26 protein-coding genes are annotated in these 26,907 nt (G+C 67.1%); 17 read left to right on the forward strand and 9 right to left on the reverse strand.

Translation table 11 applies throughout. From position 1 onward, the window contains the following. Positions 1–113 precede the first annotated feature (113 nt). The 7 genes from AC3A5N_RS02805 to AC3A5N_RS02835 are packed head-to-tail and all read left to right on the forward strand — an operon-like array spanning position 114 to position 7,730. Complete coding sequence (locus AC3A5N_RS02805; protein ID WP_487735781.1) at positions 114–1,220, forward strand: SDR family NAD(P)-dependent oxidoreductase; 1,107 nt, start codon at positions 114–116, stop codon at positions 1,218–1,220. Continuing rightward, positions 1,217–2,299, forward strand: a complete 1,083-nt coding sequence (locus tag AC3A5N_RS02810) for an SDR family NAD(P)-dependent oxidoreductase (protein WP_487735782.1) — start codon at positions 1,217–1,219, stop codon at positions 2,297–2,299. Before AC3A5N_RS02805 ends, AC3A5N_RS02810 begins: the two co-directional genes overlap by 4 nt. A 26-nt stretch (positions 2,300–2,325) precedes the next feature. Next, positions 2,326–3,402: a glycosyltransferase family 4 protein gene (locus tag AC3A5N_RS02815; protein ID WP_487735783.1), complete on the forward strand. Its 1,077-nt coding sequence runs from the start codon at positions 2,326–2,328 to the stop codon at positions 3,400–3,402. Next, the gene (locus AC3A5N_RS02820) at positions 3,399–4,511 is read left to right on the forward strand and encodes a CgeB family protein (protein WP_487735784.1); all 1,113 of its coding nucleotides are present in this window, start codon (positions 3,399–3,401) and stop codon (positions 4,509–4,511) included. Before AC3A5N_RS02815 ends, AC3A5N_RS02820 begins: the two co-directional genes overlap by 4 nt. Then, positions 4,508–5,599 (forward strand): CgeB family protein, encoded by a 1,092-nt coding sequence (locus AC3A5N_RS02825; protein WP_487735785.1) that lies wholly within the window; start codon positions 4,508–4,510, stop codon positions 5,597–5,599. Before AC3A5N_RS02820 ends, AC3A5N_RS02825 begins: the two co-directional genes overlap by 4 nt. Next, positions 5,596–6,699, forward strand: a complete 1,104-nt coding sequence (locus AC3A5N_RS02830) for a CgeB family protein (protein WP_487735786.1) — start codon at positions 5,596–5,598, stop codon at positions 6,697–6,699. The genes AC3A5N_RS02825 and AC3A5N_RS02830 overlap by 4 nt, the downstream gene beginning before the upstream one ends. After that, entirely contained in the window at positions 6,696–7,730 is a 1,035-nt protein-coding gene (locus AC3A5N_RS02835) for a UDP-glucuronic acid decarboxylase family protein (RefSeq protein WP_487735787.1), read from the forward strand. Before AC3A5N_RS02830 ends, AC3A5N_RS02835 begins: the two co-directional genes overlap by 4 nt. A 51-nt stretch (positions 7,731–7,781) precedes the next feature. Here AC3A5N_RS02835 and AC3A5N_RS02840 read toward each other — a convergent pair whose 3' ends face one another. Both AC3A5N_RS02840 and AC3A5N_RS02845 read right to left on the reverse strand, forming a co-directional pair. Continuing rightward, the gene (locus AC3A5N_RS02840; protein WP_487735788.1) at positions 7,782–8,078 is read right to left on the reverse strand and encodes a hypothetical protein; all 297 of its coding nucleotides are present in this window, start codon (positions 8,076–8,078) and stop codon (positions 7,782–7,784) included. A gap of 14 nt (positions 8,079–8,092) precedes the next feature. Further along, positions 8,093–8,665: a hemerythrin domain-containing protein gene (locus AC3A5N_RS02845; RefSeq protein WP_487735789.1), complete on the reverse strand. Its 573-nt coding sequence runs from the start codon at positions 8,663–8,665 to the stop codon at positions 8,093–8,095. 281 nt (positions 8,666–8,946) lie between these two features. Between AC3A5N_RS02845 and AC3A5N_RS02850 the strand changes: the two genes are divergently transcribed. Then, positions 8,947–9,690 carry a Crp/Fnr family transcriptional regulator gene (locus AC3A5N_RS02850; protein ID WP_487735790.1) on the forward strand — a complete coding sequence of 248 codons (744 nt, stop codon included), beginning with the start codon at positions 8,947–8,949 and terminating at the stop codon, positions 9,688–9,690. Positions 9,691–9,704: 14 nt separating this feature from the next. Here AC3A5N_RS02850 and AC3A5N_RS02855 read toward each other — a convergent pair whose 3' ends face one another. After that, the gene (locus AC3A5N_RS02855; RefSeq protein ID WP_487735791.1) at positions 9,705–10,205 is read right to left on the reverse strand and encodes a copper chaperone PCu(A)C; all 501 of its coding nucleotides are present in this window, start codon (positions 10,203–10,205) and stop codon (positions 9,705–9,707) included. 233 nt (positions 10,206–10,438) lie between these two features. On the opposite strand from AC3A5N_RS02855, the gene AC3A5N_RS02860 reads away from it, so the two are divergent. The 7 genes from AC3A5N_RS02860 (at position 10,439) to AC3A5N_RS02890 (ending at position 18,017) form a co-directional block, all read left to right on the forward strand. Beyond that, positions 10,439–12,853, forward strand: a complete 2,415-nt coding sequence (locus AC3A5N_RS02860) for a membrane-bound PQQ-dependent dehydrogenase, glucose/quinate/shikimate family (protein WP_487735792.1) — start codon at positions 10,439–10,441, stop codon at positions 12,851–12,853. Positions 12,854–12,864: 11 nt separating this feature from the next. After that, complete coding sequence (locus AC3A5N_RS02865) at positions 12,865–13,848, forward strand: TIGR03885 family FMN-dependent LLM class oxidoreductase (protein ID WP_487735793.1); 984 nt, start codon at positions 12,865–12,867, stop codon at positions 13,846–13,848. Between the two features lie 13 nt (positions 13,849–13,861). Then, the gene (locus AC3A5N_RS02870) at positions 13,862–15,511 is read left to right on the forward strand and encodes an alpha-amylase family protein (RefSeq protein WP_487735794.1); all 1,650 of its coding nucleotides are present in this window, start codon (positions 13,862–13,864) and stop codon (positions 15,509–15,511) included. Next, positions 15,511–16,398 carry a DMT family transporter gene (locus tag AC3A5N_RS02875; protein ID WP_487735795.1) on the forward strand — a complete coding sequence of 296 codons (888 nt, stop codon included), beginning with the start codon at positions 15,511–15,513 and terminating at the stop codon, positions 16,396–16,398. Before AC3A5N_RS02870 ends, AC3A5N_RS02875 begins: the two co-directional genes overlap by 1 nt. Before the next feature lie 139 nt (positions 16,399–16,537). Further along, positions 16,538–17,047, forward strand: a complete 510-nt coding sequence (locus AC3A5N_RS02880) for a hemerythrin domain-containing protein (RefSeq protein WP_487735796.1) — start codon at positions 16,538–16,540, stop codon at positions 17,045–17,047. A gap of 10 nt (positions 17,048–17,057) precedes the next feature. After that, positions 17,058–17,558: a hypothetical protein gene (locus tag AC3A5N_RS02885; RefSeq protein ID WP_487735797.1), complete on the forward strand. Its 501-nt coding sequence runs from the start codon at positions 17,058–17,060 to the stop codon at positions 17,556–17,558. 9 nt (positions 17,559–17,567) lie between these two features. Next, positions 17,568–18,017, forward strand: a complete 450-nt coding sequence (locus AC3A5N_RS02890) for a DUF421 domain-containing protein (RefSeq protein WP_487735798.1) — start codon at positions 17,568–17,570, stop codon at positions 18,015–18,017. A 19-nt stretch (positions 18,018–18,036) separates the two neighbouring features. On the opposite strand, the gene AC3A5N_RS02895 is transcribed toward AC3A5N_RS02890, so the two are convergent. Continuing rightward, positions 18,037–19,395 (reverse strand): Coenzyme F420 hydrogenase/dehydrogenase, beta subunit C-terminal domain, encoded by a 1,359-nt coding sequence (locus AC3A5N_RS02895; protein WP_487735799.1) that lies wholly within the window; start codon positions 19,393–19,395, stop codon positions 18,037–18,039. After that, on the reverse strand, positions 19,388–20,443 hold the full coding sequence (locus AC3A5N_RS02900) for a polysaccharide pyruvyl transferase family protein (RefSeq protein WP_487735800.1): 1,056 nt from the start codon (positions 20,441–20,443) through the stop codon (positions 19,388–19,390). Before AC3A5N_RS02900 ends, AC3A5N_RS02895 begins: the two co-directional genes overlap by 8 nt. 190 nt (positions 20,444–20,633) lie before the next feature. Here AC3A5N_RS02900 and AC3A5N_RS02905 point away from each other — a divergent pair, with 190 nt between their 5' ends. Together AC3A5N_RS02905 and AC3A5N_RS02910 are read left to right on the forward strand one after the other, a co-directional pair. Further along, entirely contained in the window at positions 20,634–21,506 is an 873-nt protein-coding gene (locus AC3A5N_RS02905; RefSeq protein ID WP_487735801.1) for an SDR family oxidoreductase, read from the forward strand. Between the two features lie 42 nt (positions 21,507–21,548). Further along, the gene (locus AC3A5N_RS02910; RefSeq protein WP_487735802.1) at positions 21,549–22,589 is read left to right on the forward strand and encodes a sodium:calcium antiporter; all 1,041 of its coding nucleotides are present in this window, start codon (positions 21,549–21,551) and stop codon (positions 22,587–22,589) included. Here the strand turns inward: AC3A5N_RS02910 and AC3A5N_RS02915 are convergent. Genes AC3A5N_RS02915 through AC3A5N_RS02930 form a run of 4 tightly spaced genes read right to left on the reverse strand, consistent with a single transcriptional unit; the run spans position 22,586 to position 26,796 of the window. Then, a complete protein-coding gene (locus AC3A5N_RS02915) occupies positions 22,586–22,864 on the reverse strand; it encodes a hypothetical protein (RefSeq protein WP_487735803.1) in 279 nt (92 codons plus the stop codon). The genes AC3A5N_RS02910 and AC3A5N_RS02915 overlap by 4 nt on opposite strands. Beyond that, the gene (locus AC3A5N_RS02920; RefSeq protein ID WP_487735804.1) at positions 22,861–25,407 is read right to left on the reverse strand and encodes a cbb3-type cytochrome c oxidase subunit I; all 2,547 of its coding nucleotides are present in this window, start codon (positions 25,405–25,407) and stop codon (positions 22,861–22,863) included. Before AC3A5N_RS02920 ends, AC3A5N_RS02915 begins: the two co-directional genes overlap by 4 nt. Continuing rightward, positions 25,404–26,438: a cytochrome c oxidase subunit II gene (locus tag AC3A5N_RS02925; RefSeq protein WP_487735805.1), complete on the reverse strand. Its 1,035-nt coding sequence runs from the start codon at positions 26,436–26,438 to the stop codon at positions 25,404–25,406. Before AC3A5N_RS02925 ends, AC3A5N_RS02920 begins: the two co-directional genes overlap by 4 nt. Then, positions 26,431–26,796 (reverse strand): c-type cytochrome, encoded by a 366-nt coding sequence (locus tag AC3A5N_RS02930; RefSeq protein WP_487735806.1) that lies wholly within the window; start codon positions 26,794–26,796, stop codon positions 26,431–26,433. The genes AC3A5N_RS02925 and AC3A5N_RS02930 overlap by 8 nt, the downstream gene beginning before the upstream one ends. Positions 26,797–26,907: the final 111 nt, after the last annotated feature.

A 26,907-nucleotide genomic window follows, 5' to 3' on the forward strand; every position in this document is an offset into this window, starting at 1 on the left:
CAAACAAGCTGTGATTTCATTCGTGATGAAGAAGCTTAATCGTGTGCGAATAACATAGGATAAAACAATCTATAACATGGGTTATCTCTTCTCGCTTTACTTGGAATCTGCAAATGTCTGAGACTGTATTAGTGACCGGTGGCGCCGGGTTCATCGGCAGCGCGGTTGCGCGCGAACTCATCGGCCGGGGTCACAGGGTGAGGGTTCTCGATGCGCTCATCGAACAAGTTCATGCCGACCGTCCCGCAGCGATCGACGGAGTAGAATTCATCCAGGCCGACGTGCGCGATGCCGATGCGGTGTCGCGCGCGCTTCATGGCGTGGACAGCGTGATTCACCTCGCCGCGGAGGTCGGTGTCGGCCAGTCGATGTACGAGATCGCGCGCTATACTTCGGCCAACGACCTCGGAACGGCCGTCCTTCTCGAACGCCTGATCGATCGCCCGGTGCGGCGGATCGTCTCCGCCTCCTCGATGAGCATCTACGGAGAGGGGCTCTACCGGAATGCCGATGGCGATCTGGTGGAGGACGCCGCCCGCGATCTCCGCCGGAGAGACGGCGAGCGCTGGAATCCGGTCGACGGCCAGGGCCGGGCTCTCGCGCCGGTGCCGACGCCGGAGTGGAAGCGCCCGCAGCTTTCCTCGGTCTATGCGCTGAACAAATACGTGCAGGAGCAGTCGACCCATATCGTCGCCCGCGCCTACGGCATCGAGAGCGCCTGCCTGCGCCTGTTCAACGTGTTCGGGCCGGGTCAGGCCCTGTCGAACCCCTACACCGGCGTTCTCGCGATCTTCTCCTCGCGCCTGCTCAACGAACAGCCTCCCCTGATCTTCGAGGATGGCGAGCAACGCCGCGACTTCGTTCATGTACGCGACGTGGCGCGGGCCTTTGCCGATGCACTCTTCGCCCCCGAAGCGGCGGGGCGGACGCTCAACGTCGGCTCGGGCTTCGATCGGTCGATCCGCGAAGTCGCCGAGGCACTCGCCGCCGCCATGGGCCGCCCCAACATTGCGCCGACCATTACCGGCGAAGCGCGCAGCGGCGACATCCGCCATTGCTATTGCGATACCCGGCTCGCGCGCGAGGTGCTCGGCTTCGAGGCGCGCGAGGATTTCGGCGCGGGCCTTGCGGAACTTGCCGAATGGGTCTCGCAGCAGACCGCGCACGACCGCGTCGCGACTGCGCGCGAGGAACTCGCGCTCAGGGGCCTGGTCGCATGATGCCGCCCGCCGCCAGCACGATCCTGGTTACCGGCGGGGCGGGCTTCATCGGCTGCAACCTCGCCGACCGGCTCGCCGAGCGCGGCTATCGCGTGCGGATCCTCGACTCGCTCGCACGGCCTGGTGTCGAAGCCAACCTGGAGTGGCTCGCCGACCGGCACGGCGAGCAGATCGAGCCGATCGTGGGCGACCTGCGGGAGCGGGAGACCGTGACCCGCGCGGTGCGCGACGTTGCAGCGGTGTTCCATTTCGCGGCGCAGGTCGCGGTTACGGCCAGCCTCGACGATCCGCGCGCGGACTTCGACGTGAACCTAGGCGGGACGTTCAACCTGCTCGAGGCGCTGCGTGCGGCGGGCGCGGGAGCCCCCCTGATCTTCGCCTCGACCAACAAGGTCTATGGCAACCTGCCCGATCTGCAGTTCGACCCAAGTCCCGATGGATACGAGCCGACGGACCAGCAGCTTGCGCGGCGCGGGCTCGACGAGACGCGCCCGCTCGACTTCCACACTCCCTACGGCTGTTCAAAGGGCGCGGCGGACCAGTATGTCCTCGACTACGCGCGCAGCTTCGGAATGCGTGCGGCCGTGATCCGCATGAGCTGCATCTATGGTGAGCGGCAGCTCGGGACCGAAGACCAGGGCTGGGTCGCGCACTTCCTGATCCGCGCGATGGAAGGCCGACCGATCACGCTGTTCGGCGATGGCTGGCAGGTCCGCGACATCTGTACGATCGAGGATACCTGCCGAGTGTACCTCGCGGCGCTGGAGCGGATCGACGCGATTTCGGGCCGCGCATTCAACTGGGGCGGCGGACCGGCGAACGCCGTCAGCCTGCGCGGCCTACTCGACGAGATCGGACGGATTCTCGGCCATAAGCCGAAAGTGACGTTCGAGGACTGGCGGGCAGGCGACCAGCGCTGGTTCGTCGCCGATACCCGCGCCATCGATACCGCGCTGCGCCTGCCCGCCCGGACCGACTGGCGCACCGGGGTGCGGAGTCTGGCTCGCTGGCTGGCTGCCGAGCGCGAACCTTCCGCGCGCGTGGTCGAACTCCCGCCGCAGAAAGTGGCGGCGCTTTGACCCCGCCGCACGCCCCGCATGTCCTGATGACGGCCGACGCGGTTGGCGGCGTCTGGCAATACGCCACGGACATGGTGCGGGCGCTGTCGGAATACGGGGTGCAGGTGACGCTCGCCGTGATGGGCCCGTCCCCCGATCCGGAGCAGCGGCAGAAGGTCGCGGATATTCCCGGCGTTGACCTTCTCGACACCGGCCTGCCGCTTGACTGGCTGACGCGCAGCCCGGAGCCGGTGCGCTGTGCGGCGGGCAAGATCGCCGAGCTCGCGCGCGAGATCGATGCCGACGTGGTGCATTGCAATTCGCCGATCCTGGCGGGCGCGGCGCGTTTCCCGGTTCCAGTCGTGGCAGTGGCCCATGGCTGCATCAGCACCTGGTGGCACACGGTGCGCGGCGACGCACTCGACCCCGCGCTCGCCTGGCATCGGGACCTGACCCGCAAGGGTCTGCTGGCCGCCGACGTGGCGGTCGCGCCAAGTGCGGCCTATGCGGAGATCGTTCGGGAAACCTACGAGCTTCCGCGCGCGCCGCGTGCGGTTCACAACGGACGCTATCCCCTGCCCCCGGCGCCTGCTGGCCACGGTGAACACCTGTTTGCACTCACCGTGGGCAGGCTGTGGGACGAAGCAAAGAACATGGCCGTGCTCGACCGCGCTGCCGCGTCGGCCGCGACGCCGGTACTCGCGGTGGGGGCCGTCGAAAGCCCGAGCGGCGAGCGGACCCCGCTTCACTACGTGCAACTTTGCGGGAAGCTCGATGAGCGCGAGCTCGCCGCCCTGCTGGCGCAGCAGCCGATCTTCGTGTCGGCAGCGATCTTCGAGCCCTTCGGCCTCGCCGTGCTGGAGGCGGCGATGGCCGGATGCCCGCTCGTCCTGTCCGACATTCCCACCTTCCGCGAGCTGTGGGACGGCGCGGCGATCTTCGTCGCCCCGGCCGATCACGACGGCTTCGCCGACGCGGTCGACCGTCTGGCGCAGGACGCTGCCGAGCGGACGCGCCTAGGCGAAGCGGCGCGGGCCCGGGCAGCAGACTACACGCCGCAAGCGTCCGCCATGGCGACCGCGGCGCTCTACAGTCCGCTTCTAGAGCGGGGGCGTGCAGCATGAAGATCGTCTATTTCACCCACTCGCTGGTCTCCTGCTGGAACCACGGCAACGCGCACTTCCTGCGCGGCGTCCTCGACGAGTTGCGCCGCCGTGGCCACGAGACGATCGCCTACGAGCCGGAGACGAGCTGGAGCCGGCAGAACCTGCTCCAGGATCATGGCCCTGCAGGCCTTGCGCCGTTCGAGGTGAAGTACCCGGACCTGCAAGCCCACTACTATGCAGAGACCGACGATCTCACGCAGATGACCGACGGGGCCGACCTCGTGATCGTTCACGAATGGAACGAGCCCGATCTGGTTGCGCGCCTCGGCGCTCAGCGCAAGCGGGGCGCGCCGTTCCTCCTGCTGTTCCACGATACGCATCACCGCGCCGTCAGCGCGCCCGAGGAGATGCGCGCTTACGATCTCTCCGGATACGACGGGGTGCTCGCCTTCGGCGAGGCATTGTCGGAAGTCTATCGCGCCTGGGGCTGGGGCGCGCGCGTGTGGACCTGGCACGAGGCGGCCGACATCCACCGCTTCCGCCCGCTCGACCACGAGGAGGAGCGCGACGGTCTCGTCTGGATCGGTAACTGGGGCGACGGGGAGCGAAGCGAGGAGCTGGCCGAGTTCCTGCTGGCGCCCGCGCAGGCGGCCGGGCTCGATCTCGCCATCTACGGGGTGCGCTATCCGAAGGAGGCGGCGCGGACGGTCGCGCGGTATGGCGCGCACTTGCACGGCTGGGCGCCGAACGCGCTGGTGCCGGAGATGTTCGCCCGGCACATGGCGACACTCCACGTGCCGCGCCGCTACTATGCGAAGGTCCTTCCCGGCATTCCCACGATCCGCGTCTTCGAAGCGCTGGCCTGCGGCATTCCGCTCGTGAGCGCGCCGTGGGACGATGCCGAGCAGCTCTTCCGCCCCGGCACCGACTATCTCGTCGCCCACGATGGCGAGCAGATGGCGGCACATCTCGAAGAGCTGGCGTGCAATCGCGAAATGCGCGCCGAGCTCGCGGCCAGCGGACTGGAAACCGTGCGCGCCCGCCACACCTGCGCCCACCGCGCGGACGAACTGCTGACGATCGTCGACGAGCTTTCGCAGCCGCACGCGATGAGGATAACCGCATGAAGATTGCCTTCTACGGATCGAGCCTGCTGTCGTCGTGGTGGAACGGCGCCGCCACTTATTACCGCGGCCTGCTCCACGCGCTGGCGAAGCGCGGCTACGACATCACTTTCTACGAACCCGACGCCTTCGACCGGCAGAGCCATCGCGACATTGAGCCGCCGGACTGGGCGCGCAGCGTGGTATGGCCGGCGGACGCGCAGGGCCTCGCCTCGGTTCTCGAGCAGGCAGCGGATGCCGATATCGTGATCAAGGCGAGCGGCGTCGGCGTCTACGATCCCGAACTGCTGCAAGGCGTGATCGACCATGCGCACCCGCGGGCGACCCGCTGCTTCTGGGACGTCGATGCCGCCGCGACGCTGACCGACATGGGGCGGGACGACGCGCATCCGGTGCGCCGCCTGCTGCCGCAGCTCGACGCGGTGTTCACCTACGGCGGCGGTCCACCTGTGGTGTCCGCCTATCGCGCGCTCGGTGCCGTGCAGTGCATCCCGGTGTACAATGCGCTCGATCCGGCGACGCACCATCCGGTGCCGCCGGTGCCGGCGTTCCGGGCCGACCTCTCGCTGCTGGCCAACCGGTTACCCGACCGCGAGGCGCGGATCGAGGAGTTCTTTCTGCGCCCAGCCATGGCCTTGCCCGAGCGGCGCTTCATCATCGGCGGCAATGGATGGGACGACAAGCCCATGCCCGGCAACGTCGAGCGCAAGGGACACGTCGGCACCTCGCTGCACAATGCCTTCAACTGCACGCCGACGGCCGTGCTCAACGTGGCGCGCGATTCCATGGCCGAGATCGGCTTCTCCCCCGCCACGCGGGTCTTCGAAGCGGCCGGCGCCGGCGCCTGCCTGATCACCGACGCGTGGGAAGGCATCGAGATGTTCCTCGAGCCCGAGCGGGAGGTCCTCGTCGCGCGCGACGGCAAGGATGTCGCCGACCATCTCGAGGCCCTGACGCCCGACAGAGCAAGGGCGATCGGCCAGGCCGCGCTTGCCCGGGTCCTGAGCGAGCACACGTACGACAAACGCGCGGCCGAGGTCGACCGGACCTTCCAGGCCATGCGCGATGCGAAGCGGGAGAAAGCGGCATGAAGCTCGTCGTGCTCGGCCTGAGCCTGTCCTCCTCGTGGGGGAACGGCCACGCCACGACCTACCGCGCGCTTCTCTCCGGAATGGCGGAGCGCGGACACGAGGTGCTGTTCCTCGAGCGCGACAAGCTCTGGTATGCCGATCATCGCGACCTGCCCGATCCCGATTTCTGCCGGCTCGAATACTATGACAGCGTCGAAGAGCTCGAACGCTGGCACGGCGAGGTCGCCGGCGCAGATGCCGTGATGGTCGGTTCCTACGTTCCCGATGGTCCGGCGGTGGGCGATTGGGTCCTGCGGAACGCGCAGGGCGTCACCTGCTTTTACGACATCGACACGCCGGTCACGCTCGCGCAGCTCGAACGCGGCACGTGCGAATTCCTGAGAGTCGACCAGATCGGGCAGTACGACATCTACTTCTCGTTCACCGGCGGCCCGACGCTGAAGCGGATCGAGCGCGATTTCGGGGCGAAGCGCGCGCTCGCACTCCACTGCTCGGTCGATACCGCCCGCTACCGCAAGATCGACGTTCCGAAGCGCTGGGACCTCAGCTATCTCGGCACGTACAGCGCGGACCGCCAGCCGACGCTCGAAAAGCTGCTGCTCGATGTCGCGAGAGCGCGGCCGGAGAAGACTTTCGCCGTCGCGGGCGCGCAGTATCCGCAATCGATCGACTGGCCGGAGAACGTCGAGCGGATCGACCATGTCCCGCCCAGCGATCATCCGGCGTTCTATTCCGCTTCGCGCTTCACGCTCAACGTGACCCGCGCCGACATGATCGCAGCCGGGTGGTCGCCCTCGATCCGGCTGTTCGAAGCCGGTGCCTGCAGCACGGCGGTCATTTCCGACCGATGGGCGGGGATCGAGGAGATCCTCACCCCGGGCGAGGCAATCCTGCTGGCCGACACGACCGAAGACGTGCTCGCCGCGCTGGAACGCGACCCGGAGCCGATCGGAAGGGCCGCGCGGACGCTCGTGATCGACGATCACAGCGGCGCGGCCCGCGCCCGGCAGCTCGAACGCGACCTGCAGGACGCCGCATCTCAAGAACAACAACAACAACAACAACAACAACGCCAGTCGGAAAGGTTGATCGCGCAATGACCAAAGGAGGTGAACTCACACTCGTTGCAGGCGGCGCGGGCTTCATCGGCTCGCACTTGTGCCATGCGCTGCTGAAGAAGGGGAAGAACGTCCTCTGCCTCGACAATCTGCAGACCGCGCGGCGGGAAAATCTTCTCGAGCTCGAAGCCTACGAACGCTTCCGCTTCATCGAGTCCGACATTACCCGCCCCCTGCCCCGCCAGGTGCTGGAGCAGACCGGGCGCATTACGCGGATCTATAACCTCGCCTGCGCCGCCTCGCCCGATCTCTACCAGGCGGACCCCGAACATACGATCCTCACCTGCGTGATGGGCACCAACCGCCTGCTCCACCTGGCGGAGGATTCGGGTGCGCGCTTCCTCCTGACTTCGACCAGCGAAGTCTACGGCGACCCGCACGTGCATCCGCAGCCCGAAAGCTATCGCGGCAATGTGAGCTGCACCGGACCGCGCGCCTGCTATGACGAAGGCAAGCGGGCTGCGGAGACCATGGCGTTCGACTTTGCCCGCGGCGGCCGGGCCGACGTGCGGGTGGCCCGCATCTTCAACACCTACGGGCCGAACATGCGGATGGACGACGGCCGCGTGATCTCCAACTTCATCTGCCAGGCCCTCGCGGGCAAGCCGCTGACGATCTACGGCAACGGCGAGCAGACGCGCAGCTTCTGCTACGTCAGCGACACGGTCGATGGGCTGCTCCGCCTCATGGAGAGCGAGGACGGCGATCTCGGCCCCGTCAATATCGGCAATCCGAGCGAACTGACGATCGCGGAGCTGATCGAGGCGCTGGAGACGGTCATGGGCACGCGCCTCGCCAAAGTGTCGCGGCCGCTGCCGATCGACGATCCGAAGAAGCGGCGGCCCGATATCGAGCGCGCGACAGCCCGCCTTGGCTGGTGCCCGAGAACTCCGCTGGCGAGCGGGCTGGCCGCGACCGTCGCCTGGTTCGAACGCGAGCTGCGCAGCAACCGGACGCCCACGCCCGAGCGTTCGCCGGCGGTCGCCGCGGTGGGCCGGCAACAGGCCCTGTAGTCACGATGTGGAGATGGAGCTCGGGCGCCCATCGGACCCCCGAGCCACCGTCTATCGATCCTCGCCGGCTCCAGCGTTGGGATTGCCTTCGGGCTTCGTCTTCCGCTGCCCCAGCCGCCCCGACCCGTGATAGCCGATTTCGGACTGGCCCCCGTGCGAGAGCGGTCCGTCGGCCACGTGTTCCCGCTCGTCCTCGCTCTTTCCCGAGTGGGGATTGGGATAAGGCGCGGCATCGTCGCTGCCGCCGGTCGCGCCCCGGTCCGCCTGGCTATTGACGCCGTCGGGCGCGCCGCGGCTCTCGCTTCCTTCCGGAACCGCCTGGGTCGGCTTTTTGCTGTCGTCGGTCATGGCCGGGCTCCCTGCTAAAGCCCTTCGGGGAGCCGCTCGCCGCGCCCCACGGCTTGGTGGTCGTAATAGCGGCTGAACTCTTCCTCGTAGCGGCGCGTCAGGAGGTCCTTGCGCTCGGCTGGCAGGTTCTCCGCAAGATCGGGGATCCAGCTATCCTCCTCCTGATAGATGTGCTGCTGAACGGCGCTTTCGATATGGTCGAGCTTCTCGCGCCACTCGTCCCCTTGCGGGTTCAGGTCCCGCAGCTTCGCGAGTTGCACCTTGGTCATGGCATGCTCCTCGTAGGCCATGGCCGCATGGCTCTTCCCGCTGTATTCGGCGACTTCCGGATAGAGCACGGCTTCTTCCGCATTGGCATGGCCGGTCAGGAGCGTGGCTAGCTCCTCCACCGCCCGCGCCGCCGTGTGCGGCTCCGGTGCGTTGCGCGCTTCGCTGAACCGGCTCTCGATCTGCTTGTGCTGATCGACGATCAACCGCACCCATGGCTCGCGCGCGGCAAGCCCTTCGACCTTGCGCCGCGCCTCGGTGCGAGCTTCGTGGGATGCTGCTGGGGTGACGGTGGAGGCAATGCGATCGAGCAGCGACATAGGGGTTCTCCTTCGAAACGTTCGAGCATGCGCCGATCGGCGCGGGTCCCCGTCCAAGTGAGATGATCTGTCCCGAAGAAGGCGCGGCTTCTCAATCACCTAGATTAGAAGGGCCGTCGGAACGCGGCAGCCGGAGGAACCAATCGGGCCGGTCGTTCGCTAATCTGTGAGCAGCACCGGTCGCAGGGAAAAATATAAATCCATCAAGAAGCTAACATAGGTGATACAACCCGCTTCTTAACCTGTGCTTATCCGCTGGCTTCACCGAGGAGGGGCCGCACTTGCTTACCGCACTGTTTCTCAAGGGGCGTCTTCGCCACGACCTCAGCGAGGAAGAGCGGAACGCGCTCGAGAACGCGGTGGCCAGGACGGTCGAGATTCGCCCGCGCATGACGCTGGTGGAGCGCGGCAAGCTGATCCAGCACAGCTACTATCTCGTCGAAGGGACGATGCTCCGGCACATCGACGACCGGAGGGGGGAGCGGCAACTGGTCGGCGTGAACATCCCGGGCGACTTCGTCGACCTTCACGGCTACGCGATGAAGCGCCTCGACCACGATGTCGGGTCGCTGACCCGCGCGACACTTGCGCAGATCTCGCACCGCAAGATCACTGAGTTGATCGACGCCTTCCCCCATCTCGGCCGGGCGCTCTGGTTCTCCACCCTCCTCGACGCGGCCATGCACCGCGAGTGGATCTTCGGGCTCGGCAGGCTCAGTGCCGAAGGGCGGATCGCACACCTGATAGCGGAGCTGATCGAGCGGCTGCGGTTGGTTGGGCTGTACGATGGCAGCGTGCTGCCGATACCGCTGCTGCAGCGCGACTACGCGGAAGCGTGCGGCATAACGCCGGTCCACGCCAACCGCAGCTTCCGCACGCTGCGCGAGCGCGGGGCGCTGCGGCCGTGCGGAGAAGGTCGGCTCGAAATACTCGACGAGGCACTGATCCGGCGGCTGGGCGAATTCGACGGTTCCTACCTCTACGGCACCGGCGAGCTTGCACTGCGCACCCTGCACGACCGCTAGCGTCCGCCGAATCTTCAGCCTTCCTCCGAACCGACGTCCTGCCGCGCCGCTTCCACCGTGGCCGGGGCCGAGAGCGATTCTCCATTGCCGAAGGTGAATTCGACCGTAACCTCGGCGCCGGGCACGACATTCTCGTCGTAGTCGGTCAGGACCGCACGATCGGCTTCGGGGCCGAAGCGCAGCGTCTGCCCCGGCTCGATCTCGACGGTGTCGAGCGGCTTGGGGTCCGGATGCGAGAGGTCGGTCAACTGCGCCTGGCCGCCGTGTTCGACCACCACGTCCGAGAGGAAGATGTTGCGCTCTCCCCGATTGGTGATGTCGAAAAGGACCGCGGCGGGATCGCCTGCCGTGGCCGGCAGCGCGATGCGCGCATCGCCGATGGTGACGATCGAGCCGAAGTCCGCGTCCGGCGGCGGCGGGCCGTCGTCCTGTCGCCCCATCGGCTGGAGCAGCATCCATCCAACGACGATCGCCGCCAGCAGTATCACTATACCGATCACGGTGCGCCGGGTCATCCTGCTTCGCTCCTCACATCGCTGGCACGCATGTATGGACCTCCTGTGCGTTCGATGACGTCAATGGAAAGCGCCGCAGCGGCGTTCCCGGATACGATCGGGAATCCCGGCAAAAACAACATAAGTTAGGTGATTTTATCGCCGCTTGGGGAACTCCGCCTCGGTCGCAGCCATTTTCATCGCGGATGCTCTCCGGTCCGGATGCATCCGCGATGCCGGCTGGGGGAAGATCCATGGAGCATACGAACGAGAGCACTTCGACCGATCGGCGCGGAGGGTGGGCTGCGGTCGCACTTGGCGTCGTTCTGGGCCTCATCGGCCTGGTGCTGGCTGCGGGCGGCATCTGGCTGGTCTCTCTCGGCGGTTCGCCGTACTACCTCATCGCAGGTATCGCCCTTCTCGCCAGCGGCGCCCTGATCGCCCTGCGCAACGTCTTGGGCGTGTGGCTCTACGGCCTGGTTTTCATCGGGACGGTGATCTGGGCCTTCTGGGAGTCCGGCTCGGATCTCTGGGCTCTCGTGCCCCGTGTCGTCGGCCCGGCGGTGCTGATGGTCCTCGTCCTGCTCGTCGCCCCGCTGATGCGCAGGCGTCCGCTGGGCTGGCCCGGCGCGCTGGGGGTTGCCGCCGCATTCGTCGCCGTCATGGCCGTCGGCACCTATGTCGTCGCACGGAACGGCCCTTCCTCCCCCGTTCGTGAGCTGCCCGCCGCGAACTACGCCGCGGGCGGCACGTTCACCGCGCCCGGGGGCGACTGGCTCGCCTATGGCGGCACGCAAGGCGCGCAGCGCTATTCCCCGCTGGCCCAGATCACGCCGGACAATGTCGGCCGGCTTGATCGGGCGTGGGTGGCGCATACGCGGGATCTTCCGGACGACATGAAGGACAACAGCTACGGCGCGGAGACCACGCCGCTGAAGATCGGCGACATGCTCTATCTTTGCTCGGCCAAGAACATCCTCATCGCGCTCGATCCGGCGACCGGCGACGAGCGGTGGCGCTACGATCCGCAGGTCCCCGACGAGTGGATTCCCTACACCGCCGCCTGCCGCGGCGTGGCCTACCACGAAGTCGCAGGCGCGGATGCGGATACGGATGCACCGTGCGCACGGCGGATCATCGAAGGCACGCTCGACGCGCGCCTGATCGCCGTCGATGCGGAGACCGGACGGCCGTGCCAGGACTTCGGCACCAACGGCTCGGTCAGCATCCTGCCGGGCATGGGTCCGGTCGTGCCGGGCATGGTCTCGATCACCTCGCCACCGGTGGTCGTCCGCGGCAACATTGTCACCGGGCATCAGGTGCTCGACGGGCAGAAGCTCGACGCGCCCTCCGGCGTGATCCAGGCGTTCGACGCCGTCACGGGCGAGCTGGCCTGGGCCTGGGACATGACGGCGCCGGACCGCCAGGGCCGCCCCGAGAATGGGGAGATCTACACCCGCGGGACGCCGAACATGTGGACCATGGCCTCTGCCGACGAGGAACTGGGTCTGGTCTACCTGCCGATGGGCAACGCGGCCGGCGATTACTGGAGCAGCGACCGCCTGCCGGCCGAGAACGAGTATGCGACCTCGCTGGTCGCGCTCGATGCCGAGACAGGCCGCCCCGCCTGGCATTTCCAGACCGTGCACAAGGACGTGTGGGACTACGACCTCGGCTCGCAGCCGACGCTCATCGATCTGCCGGGAGGCGTGCCCGCCGTGGTCCTCGCGAGCAAGCAAGGCGACATCTACGTCCTCGACCGCCGCAACGGCAATCTGCTGACGGCTGTGGAGGAACGTCCGGCGCCCGAAGGCGGCGTCGAGCCGGCCGAGCGGTCGCCGACCCAGCCCTACTCGTTGTTCCACACGCTCGCGCGGCCGGAGCTCGACGAGCGCGACATGTGGGGCATGTCGCCGATCGACCAGATGGTCTGCCGCATCCAGTTCCGGCGGGCGTCCTACAAGGGCATGTATACCCCGCCCACCGCGGATCAGCGCTGGGTCCAGTACCCGGGCTATAACGGCGGTTCCGATTGGGGCGGGATCGCGATCGACCCGCGCCGGGGCGTGATCGTCGCCAATTACAACGACATGCCGAACTACAACCGCCTCGTCCCGCGCGAGGAGGCGAACGAGAAGGGCTGGGCTCCCCGCGGCGAGGCGCGCGGCGGGAACATGGGCGGCGGCGCGGAGGGTGCCGGCGATCCGCAGATGGGTGCTCCCTACGCGATCGACGTCAACGCCGGCTGGCGCCTGCCGTTCACGGGGCTGCTGTGCAAGGAGCCCCCCTACGGCGGCATCCGCGCGATCGATCTGCGCACCGGCGAGACGATCTGGGATCGTCCGCTCGGCTCGGCTCGGCGCAACGGGCCGTTCGGCATCCCCTCGATGATGCCGTTCGAGATCGGCACGCCGAACAACGGCGGCAGCGTGGTCACGGCTGGCGGGCTGATCTTCATCGCCGCGACGACCGACAACCTGTTCCGCGCGATCGACATGCGCACCGGCGAGACGTTGTGGCAGGATGTGCTGCCCGCCGGCGGCCAGGCGACGCCAATCACTTACGAGGCGAACGGGCGCCAATACGTGGTCGTCATGGCGGGCGGCCATCACTTCATGGAGACGCCGATCGGGGACGAACTGATCGCCTACGCCCTGCCAGCCGAATAAGAGGTACCTGCGTGCTGATCGGTTACCACGCGTCGCACGAGCAGTTTCCCCCGGAAGAACTCCTCGACTTGGCGCAGGAGGCGGAGCGTGCCGGTTTCGCCGCGGTCATGTCTTCCGATCACTTCAAGCCCTGGAGCGACCTGCAGGGCCAGTCGGGCTTTGCGTGGAGCTGGCTCGGCGCGGCCATGCAGGCGACGAGCGTGCCGTTCGGCACTCTCGCCGTTCCCGGCGGATGGCGTTACCACCCCGCCATAGTGGCGCAGGCGGGGGCGACGTTGTCGAGGCTCTTCCCCGGTCGGCTCGGCTGGCTGGGGCTGGGCAGCGGGGAAGCGCTGAACGAGAGCGTGGTGGGTCAGGGCTGGCCTTCCAAGGAGGAGCGCAACCGCCGCCTCGAAGCGGGCGCGCAGATCATCAGCGCGCTGTGGAACGGCGAGACCGTGTCGCGCGAGCACCCGATTCCTGTCCGGGATGCGCGTCTCTACACCCGGCCTGCCGCTCCGCATCCGCTGCTCGTCGGCGCCGCGCTGAGCGCCGAGACCGCGGAATGGCTGGGCGGGTGGGCCGACGGCCTGATCACGGTGAACATGCCGTCCGAAAAACTGCGGGAGATCGTCGCAGCGTTCCGTCGCGGCGGGGGCGGTGGCAAGCGGCTCGTCCTGCAGATGCACTTGTCGTGGGCCCCGACCGAGGCGGAGGCGCGCGACCTCGCCCTGCGCAACTGGCGATTCAACGTGGTCGAACCCGAGATCGCGGAGAACTGCCCCAGTCCGCAGGGGTTCGAGGAAGCGACGCGCGACCTCGACGCCGACGATCTCGAGGGTCACGTGATCATGTCCTCCGATCCGGACCGGTTCGTCGCAGCGATCGCGGACGTGGCCGACATAGGCTTCGACGAGCTCTACCTCCACAACGTGGGCGGCAACCAGCGTGCTTTCCTCGCTGCGTTCGGCGAGCAGGTCCTTCCCCGGCTGCCGGCCAACATCCGCGACAACTGACAGGAACGAACGAATGTCCGACCCGCAGAACCTCTGGTACAAGGACGCGATCATCTACGGCATCGATGTCGGCCTGTTCCAGGACGGCAATGGCGACGGGATAGGCGACTTTCTCGGGCTCATCGAACGGCTCGACTATATCGAGGACCTCGGCGTCAACTGCGTGTGGCTGATGCCGTTCTTCCGCACGCCCGGACGCGACAACGGCTACGACGTTTCCGACTACTACGCGATCGATCCGGACGTCGGCGACTTCGGGGGCCTGATCGAATTCATCACGCTTGCCAACGAGCGCGGCATCCGCGTGATCCTCGACCTCGTGCTGAACCATACCTCGGACGAGCACCCCTGGTTCGAGAAGGCGCGGAACGATCCCGAGAGCGAGGAGCATGATTTCTACGTGTGGTCCGACGAGCCCGCACCGTCCATGCCCGGAAAGGGGCCGATCTTCCCCGGCGTGGAGGACAGCGTCTGGGCCAAGGACGAGGTGAGCGGGAAGTGGTACTATCACCGCTTCTACAGCTTTCAGCCTGATCTCAATCACACGAACCAGACCCTGCGCGGCGAAATCGACCGCATTCTGCGCTTCTGGCTGAAGTGCGGCGCGAGCGGCTTTCGCGTCGATGCAGCGTCGCACATGGTCGAGGCGAAAGGCCGCGCGGATGCGCCGCTGGAGGCCGGGCACGGCGTCCTGCGGGATATCCGTTCGTTCGTCGACACGACCGCCATCGGCGCCATGCTGATCGGGGAGGCGGACGAGAACCCCGATGAGATCGCCTCCTTCTTCGGAAGCGACGACGAACTGCACGCGCTGCTGAACTTCCTGATGACGAACTATCTGTTCCTGGCCCTGGCGCGGAAGGAGGCGGAGCCGGTCCGTTTTGCACTCGAACTGCTGCCGAAGATCCCGCGCGACTGCCACTGGATCAATTTCCTGCGCAATCTCGACGAGCTCGATCTCGAGCGCCTTTCGAGCGAGCAACGAGAGGAAGTCTTCGCCGCCTTCGCACCCAAGAAGGACATGCAGATCTTCGGACGCGGCATCCGCCGCCGGCTCGCGCCGATGCTGGACGGGGACCTGACGCGGCTGAAGCTCGCCTACAGCCTGTTGTTCGCCTTGCCGGGGTCTCCGGCAATCATCTATGGCGACGAACTCGGCATGGGCGATGACCTCTCCCTCGTCGGCCGGGATGCAGTTCGCACGCCGATGCAATGGTCGGATGCCAGGGGCGCCGGATTCACGCAGGCGAAGCCCGTTCGCGAACCGATCGGCAAAGGGCCGTTCGGGTACAGGAAAGTCAACGCCGCCGTGCAGGATCTCGATTCCGACTCGTTGCTGAACTGGATCCGCAAGCTCACGCGCGCGCGGCGCCGGTGCCGGGAAATCGGCAGCGCCGCGCCGCAGGTCCTGGACAGTGGCCACCGCGCGGTCGTTGCCATCGCCTACAAGCACCGGCGGCGCACGCTGCTGACATTGCACAATCTCGCCGGCGGCAAGGCCCGGGCGGAGATCGACCTTTCCTCGGCGCAGAGCGAAACCGGGCGCATCATCTTCTCTTCGCGCGCGGATGCCGTGGGCGACGCGGTCGAGCGGACACAGGCCTTCGAGCTGGAGCCCTATGGCTGCCGCTGGGCTGCCTTCGAAGGCCCTGTCGCGGCCTGATGCCCGTTCGCGATTTTCTGATCCTGTTCGGGGTCTGCCTAGTTTGGGCCCTGAACGTGGTGGTGAGCAAGTTTGCAGTGGGCCCGTTCGACCTCCCGCCGGTCTTCTTCGCCGCGGTCCGCTCCGCGCTGGTCGCCGCGGTTCTCTTCCCGTGGCTGCGCCCGCTCCCCTCGCCGCTCGGCAAGACGGTCCTGGTCGCGCTGCTCTTGGGCGGGGCGTCGTTCGCGCTGCTGTTCGTCGGCCTGCGAACCGCGACGGCGTCGTCCGCCGCCATCGTGAGCCTTGCGAGCGCGCCCGCCGCCGTGCTGTTCGCGATCGTGCTTCTCGGCGAAACCGTGCGCTGGCGGCGGACGCTGGGGATCATCCTGGCGCTGGCAGGGATCGGGGTCGTGCTCGTCGGTCAGGGGGCGCTGTCGGCGTCCCTCGGCCTGGCATTCGTGGCGGTGTCGGCGCTCGCGGGTGCGCTCGGCAGCGTCATGCTCAAGAAGCTCGATATCGCTCCGCTCCGGCTGCAGGCATGGTCTGGGCTTTCGGGAGTGCTCCTGCTCCTTCCGATCTCGCTGCTGACGGAGTCGGGCCAGGTAACCCGCGCTCTCGACGCCGGCTGGAACTTCGTCGCCGTTCTGCTCTTCTCCGCGCTGGTGGTGTCGGTCGGCGCACACACGGTTTATTTCTGGCTTCTCGGCAAGCATGACGTGAATGTCGTCGCGCCGCTGACGCTGATGAACCCGCTGCTGGCAGTCGCACTCGGCGCCCTGCTCGCGGGCGAACCGCTGACCACCGAGCTGCTGGCCGGCGCGGCGCTTGCGATTGCCGGCGTGCTGGTCATCGTCCTGCGCCCGAGCAGGCGCCTGCCCAAGGATCTGCTGTTCAGGGGCCGCGCCTGACCTCGGTCGCTTCCGCTGCTTTGACATGGGTTTATTTCGCGCACCGGTAGTCGCGCGCGAGCCACGGTTCGCAGCCTCCTCAACTTTGAAGAGGAACGACGAACCGCGCGCGAACGTCTGCCTGCCGAGGAGCACGAACATGGCGACGACCGACACCGACGCAACCCACATCCTGCAGGCCGACCACCGCGAGGTCGAGGACCTGTTTGAGAAGTACGAGAAATCCTCCGGCGTCGATCGCAAGAGGGAAATCGCGCAGAAGATCTGCAACGAACTCAAGATCCACACGATGATCGAGGAGGAGATCTTCTATCCCGCCCTCAAGGGCAAGATAGAGGAGAGCCTGCTCGAGGAAGCCTATGTCGAGCATGACGGCGCCAAGGTGCTCGTCAACGAGATCGCCGACGGCAGCCCGGACGAGGATTTCTACGACGCCAAGGTTTCGGTGCTGAAGGAGCAGATCAAGCACCACGTGCGCGAAGAAGAGAAGATGCAGGGCAACATGTTCCAGCAGGCGCGCGCCGCGGATGTCGATCTCAATGCGCTCGGCGAGCAGATGCTCACCCGCAAGAAGGAACTGAAGGCGCAGGCGGAGACGAGCGGCCTGCCCCCGGCCCAAGCGACCACTCTCGGAGCATCGGCAGCCTAGAGAGCTGGAGATGGCCTCCGAATCTTCCATCGACATCAACGTCGATCCCCAGCTTCAGGAACGGCACTGGTTTCTCAGCCGCATCGTGTGGCTCGTCATGCTCGCGCTGGTGCTCATCGCGATTCTCGGGCTGACAGGGAGCGGTGGGACGCTGTCGCGCCAGCAGGTGGTTCTCGGCTCGGCGGAGTTGGACATTCCGCGGGTCGGCCGCTGGTCCGCAACGGACCATCTGACCGTCAAGGTCGATCAACCGGCATCGAACGGAATGGAAATCCTGCTTCCGGCAAAGTTCGGCGAGATATTCACCGTCGAAGCGGTCAGCCCGCGGCCGTCGTCGGTCACAGCGACGCCGGAAGGCCATCTGTACGCCTTCGAATCGTCGGCCGACCGCGGCGAGCGGAGCGTGGTCTTTTCCATTCGCCCGAGCCAGATCCTGCTGCCGTCGCACATGGGCCGTTTCGAAGTGAACGGCGCGCGGACCGCCGATCTGCCCATTGTGGTCCTGCCTTAGGAGAGCTGCATGGACAGCGTAATCAGAGGCGTCGCGATCTATCTGTTCCTGGTGATCATCATCCGCGCTTCAGGGCGGCGCACCATGGCACAGGCCACCCCCTTCGACTTCGTCCTCCTCCTGATTGTGGCGGAGACGACCCAGCAGGCCCTGCTTGGCGACGACTTTTCGATCACCAACGCCGTGCTCCTGATCGTCACCCTGTTCATGCTCGACATCGGCCTGTCGTACCTCAAGCGCTGGTCGCCCGCCGTATCCAAGGTGATCGACGGCCGGCCGACGTTCCTGATCCACGACGGCAAGATCGACGACCGGGCGCTGAAGAAGACCCGCATGGATACCGCGGACATCATGATGTCCGCACGTGCGCAGCACGGCCTGGAGCGGCTCGACCAGATCAAGCACGCCGTGCTCGAGAACGATGCGGGCATCACGATAATTCCGCGCCCGAGCAAGTGAGGGGACGCCCTCCAGCCCATCAGGGTTCGAGCCGCCGCAGCGCCTTGCCGAGCGGACCGCGCAAGTAGGTGGCAGCCTCGTACAGACGCAGCGAATAACGGGCCCAGCGCAGGTACAGGCCGCGCCAGCCCGACGCGCGTGCAAGGGCGAAGACGCGATGGCTGCCCGCGCTGATCCACTTGCGGCTGCGGTAGACCAGCTTGCGCCGGAGCGGCAGCCCCTCCCCGCCCGGCACGACCCGCTTGCGAAGCGGCAGAGCCGGCGGTGCGGTGCGCAGGCGATAGGCGAGCCCCTCGCGCCGCTGGCGCAGGCCGGCGGCCTGCGTCTCGGCAATGAAGTCGGCGTCGACCTCCTGCAGCGAGAGGCGCCCCTCCCCGATCGCCGCCGAGACGAGCGCCGCGACCTCGGGATGGCGCACGATCATCACGTTGGTGCCGCGTCCGTCGGACGAATACGGTTCCACCCAGGCGTCGCCGAAGGAAACGTCGGCCGTCTCCGCCACCACGTCGTCACAGTAGTTGCAGGCCGAGTTCTGGAAGAAGCCGGCACCCCAGTCGCCGTCTACGAGGTGCCACCAGTCCTGCCACCGGCGAGAGCCATCCGCGAGCGTGAGTTCCGCCGTATACCAGTTGGCCGGCCGGTCGGGGTCCTTGCGGCGATATTCGACCGCGCGCACCTCCCCGAACGGCGCATCCAGTTGCCAGGCGAAGCTCTCGACGAACCGCGCGCTCTTCATGTGCCCGCAAAACAGGCCGAGGGTGAAGGCCACGCGCTCCCGCAGAACCGGATCCTCCGCCCTGAGCAGGTTCACCGCCTTGATGAAACACGGCACCCCCACCACCGCGTAGCGCCCCGGAACAGCGCGCATCTCCGCCAGCACGCGCGAGAGTTCGACCGGGTAGTAGCGGGAACGCGCACCCTCGCGCACTTCCGCCGCCGTGCGCGAGATGCGAAAATCGAAGAAGCGGCCTTCGGCAACTGGGTCCGTCGGTACGACATGCGCCACACCGTCGACGAGGCCTTTTGAGAGCAGCTCCGCGGCGACCCAGCTCACCATTCCGCCGGAGCTCCCGGTCGTGCGAAAGTCCGCCTCGGCGGAGTGGCCCACATAAGCGGCCTCGAAGCGGCCAATCCGCGGGTCGCGAAAGCGTGCGCCGGGAAAGAGGGCATTCGCGATCTCGTCCTCGTCGCGCGCTGTGGGCGAGAACGGGCATATCCGCGAGAAGCCGGCACCGGGTGCCGACGACCATGCGCCCTCCGGCTTGAGCTGCCCGAAGCGGTCCCACTCCATCGTACCGCCGCGCCTTGCACAGGCGCCGCAGCCGATACACAGGCCGGCCTCCGCGACATCCGCGGGGGCGAGCGCCTGCTCAGCCAAGGATCGACCTGACGTAGCGGCCCGAATGCCCGCGCAGTTCCTCGATCCGCGTGCCGATCGCAGGATCGAGTTCGCTGCCGAGCAGCTCCGCGTAGACCGCTTGCGGCGTCTCCTCGCTCACCAGATGGCGCTCCGCCACCAGGGTGCGCGTGAGGTCCCGGACCTTGTTGAAGCGGTATGCCGAAGGCGCGCAGACGAACGGCCGGCGATGATGCAGCGCGAACACGCAGCCGTGGAAGAAGTTGGTGGCGACCGAATCCGCGTGCGCGATCAGGGCGGAGAATTCCTCGGGCCCGGCTTCGATCCGGTGTTCGTCGGCCCAGTCGTTTCGGTAGCCGATGCTCACGATCTTGCGCCCGGCCCGTTCGGCCCAGTCCCTCACGGCGGCGGCGAACCAGTCGGGAAAGCTGTGTCCGTAGACCGCCAGATAGGGCGCCCTGGCGCCGCTGTCCGAGACGGGCGGCGGGGGGAACTGAAGGCAGGGATCGAGCACGAGCTCCGCCTCCCGGTCGAGACCGCTGCGCAGGAGAGCGCGGCTGTTCTCGTCACGCACCGACAGGGCGTCGAACCGGGTCAGCTTGGCCGCCCAGGCAGGGTCGATCCCGTCTTCCGCATCGTGGTTGCCGAAGCTCGCGGCGTAGGACGCGATCCGCCGCGTGTTCAGCCGCTCGCCGAAGAAGATCGGGCGGGAACCGTACCAGGGATGACGGAAGTTCCAGACCTCATCGCTGCCGACCACGACCACATCGTAGGTGCCGGCCTCCTCAGGCCGGTCGAGCGCGAAGCGGCGGGACCGCGGCAGCCCCTCGAACGCCTTCAGGAAGCGGCGAGCCTTGGCCGCATAGCGCGTCAGATCGGCGCAGCGCGTGGGAACCGGAAGCGAGGGCTGCAACGCGCATTGCCATTCGGCCCGCCGCACCGAAGGCGCGTCGTGGTCCATCAGTTCGGCATCGTGGCCCTCCGCACGCAGGCCTTCCACCAGGCAGCGCGCCTGCCAGTAGGAGCCGTAATTGATGCAGCGATGGAAGGTCAGGACCCCGATTTTCATCGCTTGGCTCTCCTTGGCTGCCGGTCTCACACAGTGAAGGAAAGCGCAGCCTCTGCACGCAGTTCCGAGATCGCGGGTTTTCAGGAACGAGGCTTCGGAAGGCTCGTTTCGAAAACCGAGGCCGCGCCTCGATCGAAGGGGCGCCGCACGCTCGCACTGCTTGGCAGACGTCGATCGAGGAACGCTCCCCATGAACCAGACCACACCGCCCGAAACCGTAACGCCGCCGCTGCCGGCCCAGCAGCAACAGGTCCCCGGCACGACCAATGCAATGGACCCGCGGCCCGATCATGGTGAGGAGAGCTATCGCGGCTCCGGGCGGCTCGAAGGCAAGAAGGCCATCATCACCGGCGGCGACAGCGGCATTGGGCGGGCGGTCGCGATCGCCTTCGCCCGCGAGGGTGCGGATGTCCTGATTTCCTATCTCTGCGAGGACGAGGATGCAAAGGAGACCGCCCGCTGGGTCGAGGAAGCGGGCCGCAAGGCCGTGCTCGTGCCGGGCGACATCGCCTCGGCCGATCACTGCCGCGCGATCGCGGACAAGGCCGCGGAACTGTTCGGGCGCATCGACATCCTGGTCAACAACGCCGCCCACCAGATGACTTACGAGAAGGTGGAGGATATTCCCGACGAGGAATGGGAGAAGACCTTCGCGGTCAACATCCACGCGATGTTCTATCTGGTGAAGGCCGCACTGCCGCACATGGGCGAAGGCGGGGCGATCATCAACACGACCTCGATCAACGCGGATATGCCGCGGCCGACGCTGCTTGCCTACGCGACCACCAAAGGCGCCATCCAGAATTTCACCGGCGGCCTCGCCCAGTTGCTCGGCGAGAAGAAGATCAGAGTGAACTGCGTGGCGCCGGGACCGATCTGGACGCCGCTCATTCCCTCTACGATGCCAGTCGAGCAGGTGAAGAACTTCGGCAAAGACACGCCTCTCGGCCGGCCTGCCCAGCCCGCCGAACTGGCGCCCGTCTACGTCATGCTCGCGGCAGACGAGGCGAGCTATGTCTCGGGCGCCACGGTCGGCGTCACCGGCGGGAAGCCCATTCTCTAAGGGACCGCCGCCTGCCCCGGCGGCCGGCCCCGTTCCCAAGCCATGCCGCTGACCGACGCCACCTCGAACCCGCTTTGGGCCAACGCCGCGATATTCCTGGTGGCCGGGATCGTGGTGTGGTTCGCCGGTGTCCGGCTGACCCGCAATCTCGACACGCTCGCCGCACGGCTGCGGATCGATCGGGTCTTCGTCGGGATGCTGCTGCTCGGGGGCATCACCTCGCTGCCGGAGGTAGCGAATGTCGCGACCGCCTCCGTGATGGGGAACCCGGCGCTTGCTGCGAACAATCTGCTCGGCAGCGCGGCGATCAACGTGGTCCTGCTCGCGATCGCGGACGCATGGCTCGGGCGCCATGCGGTGACCGGCATCGTCGCCCGGCCCTCGACGATGATGATGGCGACTCTGTGCATGCTCGTGCTGATCGCCGTCGCGCTGGCGATCACGATCGGCGACGTCGATGTGTTCGGCGTGGGCGTCGGCGCGGGCGGCCTGGCGATCTGCGCGCTGAGCATTGGCTGCTTCCGGCTGGCGACCGGCTACGACGCACGCTCACCGTGGTCGGTCGATATGGACGAGGTCGAACGCGGGGCGGACGACACCGAAGATGCTCCGATCGGCACGGCCGCACTTTGGCTGCGCGTCGCGATCGACGGCAGCCTGATCTTCGCCGCCGGCTACACCCTGTCCCAAACCGGAGACGCGATCGCCGAACAGACCGGCATCGCGAGCGCGCTGGTGGGCTTCGCGCTGATCGGGCTCGCCACGTCGACCCCCGAACTCGCGACCATTCTTACGGCCCTGCGGCTCCATCGGCCCGAGATGGCCTTCGGTCAGGTGCTCGGCACGAACTTCGTCAACCTGTCGCTGATCCTGCTCGGCGACGTGCTATTTGTCGGCGGGCCGCTGATCAACGAGCTGGGCACCTTCGAGGTCGTCTCGGCGCTTCTAGGTGCCGCGCTGATCGGCATCTTCCTGGTCGGCCTTCTCGAACACCGCGACCGTACGGTGCTGAAAATGGGCTACGATTCCGCGGCGGTGATCCTGCTGTTCGGCCTGGGGCTGGGCCTCCTCGCCACACTCTAACCGAACAGCGCAGGGAGCGTGTCGAACAGCGTTGCGAGCGCGGCGATGGCGATCGCCAGACCCGCCGTCGTCCACAACGAGCGAACCCGCCGCGCACGCCAAAGCCACGCGAGCGCGGCCAGCCCGGCGAGCGAAAGCAGCAGCCCGATAATGCGGCCCGGCGCGGCGTCCGGGAAGATCACGCTGGCGGCCCACTTCGCCATGAACTGCGCGGTCCAGATCACCAGTGCGGCGACGACGGCGGTCCAATCGGTGCGGTTGTCGAACTCGGTCATCCCGCCAGCCCCGGTGCCAGCCGCGTCAGGACGGCAAAGCCCAGACCCTGCAGCGCGGCGAAGGCGAGGAAGCGCGAGACGATGTCCATCGTCGTGTTGACCGGCGGCCTGAGCAACCCACGCCCGCTGCGCAGGCCCAGATAGAGCGCCATGATCGCGCCGACGAATACCACGCCGCCCTGGAGCGCGATCATCGCGAACACGGTCGCACCCTGCCCGCTGTTCGTCGGCGCAAGGCCGGCTGCGTTCCACGTCTCGATATCGAGCCAGCAGGCAGCGCCCGCAAGCGCCGCGCTGGTGACGGCCAGCAGCCAGGGTGCCTGGCCGGCAAAGGTGCCTTCCTCGTGCCGCGCAAGCACGCGCCGCCCCACCCACGCGGCGACGAGCGCCAGCAGAAGCAGGGCCATGATCGCACCGGTCGTCAGCAAGGCAGGCGGGGCGATCCACACATCCGGATGGATGCCGTAGAGGTAGAGATAGGCGAAGCCCGCCATCAGCGCGATCATTCCAATCACTGCCATGAGCGAATTCAGCGCCCACCAGCCATGGCTCTTCGGGCCCGGAATCTGGATCGGCACTTCGATGCCGGCGCCGATGTCCGCCGTCCGCTTTCGAACCGGGCGATCGGTCTCCCACAGCCAGCGCAGAGTCGCGAACACGGCGACGGCGCCGCAGGTGAAGCCGAAGGTATAGGCCTGCACGGTCAGCGACAGGAAGAAGCCCGCGGTGAACACCGCCGAGGCGACCGGCCAGGGCGAGGGTCCCGGCATGATCTGCAGATATTCGGGCTCGGCATTGGCGGGCGAGGTGATGATCGTCTCCCGCAGACCGGTCACGGTTCCGGGGAGGAAATAGCGCCCCTCCTCCACATCGCGGCAGAGCTCCGGATTGTCCCACAGCGGCTCGCGGCTGCGGATCACGGGGATCGAACGGACCGAGTAGAGCCCCGTCGGTAGCCAGTCGATCGTGCCCGCATCGTAGACGTTGCCGGCGTCCTTACCGACCGTGAAGCGGAAGCGGCGCGCGAGATCGAAGACGAACAGCGCCACGCCCGCGGCCATCACGAAGGCGCCGACGGTCGAAATTAGGTTCAGCAGGTCGAAACCCCGGTCCGGCAGGTAGGTATAGACGCGCCGCGGCATCCCCATCAGCCCGGTGAGATGCATCGGCAGGAATGCGATGTGGATGCCCGCAAACATCAGCGCGAACACCCACTTCCCGACCCGTTCCGACAGCGCGTTCCGGCTCGTCAGCCCGGCCCAGTGATAGAAGGCGGCGAACATCGGAAACACCATTCCGCCGATCAGGACGTAGTGGAGGTGCGCGACAATGAAGTAGGTGTCGTGCGCCTGCCAGTCGAACGGCACCATCGCCACCATCACGCCGGTCAGTCCGCCCATGGTGAAGACGAGCACGCTGCCGATCACGAACAGCGAAACGGTGTTCCAGCGGATGCGCCCGCTGGCGAGCGTCGCGATCCAGCAGAACACCTGAATGCCAGCCGGCAGGCTGACCGCCATCGAGGCCGCGGAGAAATAGCCGGTGGCGACCCGCGGCATGCCGGTCGCGAACATGTGATGCGCCCAGACACCGAAGCTGATGAAGCCCGTCGCCACAAGCGCCAGCGCATTGAGGCGGTAACCCACGAGGCTCTTCCGCACGACGGTGGTCGCCATCATGCTCATGAGCCCGGCAGCGGGCAGGAAGATAATGTAGACCTCCGGATGACCGAAGAACCAGAACAGGTGCTGCCACAGCAGCGGATCGCCGCCGCGGGTCGGATCGAAGAACGGCCAGTTGAACGCCCGCTCCAGCTCCAGCAGCAGGGTGCACAGGATCACCGACGGGAACGCGAGGATGATCATGAAGGCGAAGACCAGCATCGCCCAGGCGAACATCGGCATGCGGTCGAGCGTCATGCCCGGCGCACGGGTGCGCAGCACGCCGACGATGATCTCGATCGCGCCAGCAATGGCCGAGATCTCGATGAAGCCGATGCCGAGCAGCCAGAAGTCGGCATTGATCCCGGGGGAGAACGCGATCGAGGTGAGCGGCGGGTACATGAACCAGCCGCCGTCGGGCGCGAGGCCGACGAATAGCGAGAGGAAGAACGAGATTCCGCCGATCGCGTAGGCCCAGAAGGCAAAGGCGGAGAGGCGCGGGAACGGAAGGTCGCGCGCGCCGAGCATTTGCGGCAGCAACAGCACCCCGATCGCCTCCACCATCGGCACTGCGAAGAGGAACATCATCACCGTGCCGTGCATGGTGAAGACCTGGTTGTAGGTCTCCATCGGCACGATGTCCTGCAGCGGCGCCGCCAGCTGCACACGCATGACCAGCGCGAGAATGCCGGCGAGGATGAAGAAGAGGAACGCGACCGCGACGTACCAGAAGCCGATGTAGTTGTTGTTGACCTCGGTCAGCAGGCCCCAGCCCGGCGGCACGCGCCAGGCTTTCTCCAGCTTTTCCAGCTCCCCCTCCGGGCGCGGACCGGTCGTGGGAAAGCGGTCGTAGAGCGCGTGGTCGAAGCCGGTTTCGCTCACTTCTGCGCTTCCAGGAAAGCGGCGATATGGCCGAGTTCCTCGGCCGAGAGCCGGTCGTAGCTGGGCATGCGATTGCCCGGCTTGATCGACTGGCTATCGGCGATCCAGCCCATCATCGTGCCGCGGTGGTTGGGCAGGATTCCGGCGCCCAGACTCAGCCGGCTGCCGACGTGGGTGAGGTCGGGGCCGGCGAGGCCGTTCGCCTCCGTCCCCGCGATGCGATGGCAGGCAGCGCAGCCGGTATCGCGGAACAGCGCCCACCCGCGCGCCGGATCGTAGCGTTCGGGAACCTGGGGATCGCGCGCGACCGCCGCCGGCTCTCCGGGCGTCGCGCCGGGTGCGACCGCTCCGGCCTGCCGCGCCGCCTGCGCCGCCAGCCAGCGGTCGTAGTTCGCCGCTTCGTGAACCTCCGTCACGAAGCCCATCAGGGCGTGCGGTCCGCCGCAATATTCGGCGCAGACGCCGCCGAACCTGCCGGTCCGGCTCGCCTCCACCCGCAGTTGATTGATCCGCCCCGGCACCATGTCCATCTTGCCCGACAGGTGCGGTATCCAGATGCTGTGGACGACATCCGCCGAGCGGAGCTCGAGCACCACGGGCCGGTCCAGCGGCAGGTGCAGTTCGTTCGCATCGCGCACGATCACGCGACCGGCCGGATCGAGATATTCCACGCGGAACCACCACATCTCGCCCGTGACCCGCACGCGCGCCTCGCGCCCCGTGATCGGCTCGGTCAGCGATGCGGTGAGCGCCAGTCCCCAGATCAGCAGGCCGGTGAGGACCACGGCTGGAAAGGCGATCCCGCCAATCCACACCGCCTTCTCACCGCCCAGCTTCCTCCGCCAGCGTTCCGGCCCCCTGATCGCGACATAGAGCGCCGCGACTACGATGCCGGTGACCAGCACCCCCATAGCGAACAGCGCCCAGGCCAGCGTCGTGACGCTGCTGGCATAGGGTCCCGCCGGATCGAGTACAGGCGGCGGCCAGCCCCACAGCGCCTCCATAATCCCGGATGCAACGCCCTTATTCATCCTTCATCCCGTAGAGATATGCCGCGACGTCCTGCGCCTCGGCGGGGGTAATCGGCATCGGCGGCATGGTGGAGCCGGGCTTGGTCGCAGGCGCATCGCGGACGAAGGCAGCCAGGTTGCCTGGCGTATTGGGCAGCGCCCCGGCGATCAGCCCCACATCGTCGAAGCCTTCGAGCGAAGGGCCCGCACCCCCACGTGGCCAGTCGACGCCGGGGATCGCATGGCACGACCCGCAGGATACGCGCTCGATCACCGCCTTGCCCCGTTCAGCGGCGTCGGCGGGTAGCGACGTGCGGTCATCGGGCGGCGGCTTGCATGCGGCCACTGTCAGCAAGGCCGCCACCGCGACGTGCCGCACTCTACGAGATCCGATCGTTGCATCGCGCTCCCCCATTAGATTGGGGAACCGTTCACGCCCGGCGCCGGTTCCTGCCCACGATGGGGAGAGTGAAGAACACGACCTTCGCCA

The sequence above is a fragment of the Pelagerythrobacter sp. Soil_C_18 genome (genome assembly GCF_057657235.1).